This is a genomic window from Microbacterium sp. ARD32, assembly GCF_031844385.1.
In the GTDB taxonomy this organism is placed as follows: Bacteria; Actinomycetota; Actinomycetes; order Actinomycetales; family Microbacteriaceae; genus Microbacterium.
In genome coordinates this window covers 1-1,282 of record NZ_JAUZVD010000007.1, presented here as the reverse complement: position 1 = coordinate 1,282, position 1,282 = coordinate 1, and the positions used below count along the sequence as shown (strand labels likewise).

Genomic DNA, 1,282 nt, shown 5'->3' with positions numbered 1-1,282 from the left:
CGGGCGTGAGGAACGAACTGGTGACAGGTTCGGTTTAGGCCGCCAGTGTGAGCGGCTCGGCTAGTTTGGCTTCGAACTCGATGGGCGTCAAGCCGCCGAGGGTGTCCTGGGCGCGCTGGCGGTGATACTTCCGCTCGATCCACACGACAATCGCGAGCCGGAGTTCCTGCCGGGTCGTCCACCGCTGCTGGTTGAGGACGTTCGTCTGCAGCAGCGACCAGAACGACTCCATGGCGGCGTTGTCTCCGGCGGCGCCGACGCGACCCATCGATCCGACCATGTCATGACGGCGCAGCTCGCGGGCCATCGCCCTGCTGCGGAACTGGCTGCCCCGGTCAGCGTGCAGGATGCACCCGGCGACCTCACCGCGACGAGAGACGGCGTTGCGGACGGCATCGACGGCGAGCTTCGCGGTCATCCGGTCGCTGATCGAGTAGCCGACTATGCGGTTGGAGAACACATCCTTGATCGCGCAGCAGTACAGCTTGCCTTCGCTCGTCCGATGCTCCGTGATGTCCGTGAGCCACAGCCGATTCGGGGCATCGGCGCGGAATACCCGCTGCACGTGATCGTCGAACACCGGCGGCCCGGCCTTCTTGCCCTTCCCACGTCGCCGGCGCTGCGCGGACGAGAGGATCCCGGCCTGCGAGCACAGCTTCCACGCCGTCCGCCGGCTCATCCGCCACCCCGCCCGACGGGCTTCGTCGGCAAGGTATCGATACCCGAACGTCGGGTCGTCGTGATGCGCGTCATGCAGCGCGTTGATCCGATACGCGCGGAGCACGTCCGCGTCCCGGACAGGGGCGCCTCTCTACCGGTAGTAGGGCTGTCTTGCGAGCTTGAGGACCCGACACGACACCGTCACGGGAATCCCCGCTTCGGCGAGCTCAGCAACGAGCGGGTACGTCATTTTGGGGAGCCGCCAAGGCGCAGGTTCGCCTGCGACAGATACGCCGCCGCACGGCGGAGGACCTCGTTCTCCTGCTCCAGCAACCGGATCCGTTTCTTCAGCTCCCGAGCCTCGGCCGCGTCCGCCGCGGTCTGGCCAGGTCGATTGCCGTCTTCGACATCGGCCTGGCGGAGCCAGTTCTGCAGGGTTGCTTCACTGATGCCGAAGTCGGTGGCGATCTGTTTGATGGTGACGCCGCTCTCGCGGCTGCGAGCGACCGCGACAACGTCTTCGCGGAACTCTCTGGGATAGGGACCGGGCATGATGACATCCTCCCCGTTAGCGCCTCCCGGCACTAACGATCAGTTGTCACCGATTCGTTCCTCACGCCCG

At 66.2% G+C, this 1,282-nt stretch carries 1 pseudogene; it reads right to left on the bottom strand.

The features are described 5' to 3' along the window. Nucleotides 1-34: 34 nt before the first annotated feature. A pseudogene (locus tag Q9R19_RS14475) lies at nt 35-1,212 on the bottom strand (IS3 family transposase). Nucleotides 1,213-1,282 lie beyond the last annotated feature (70 nt).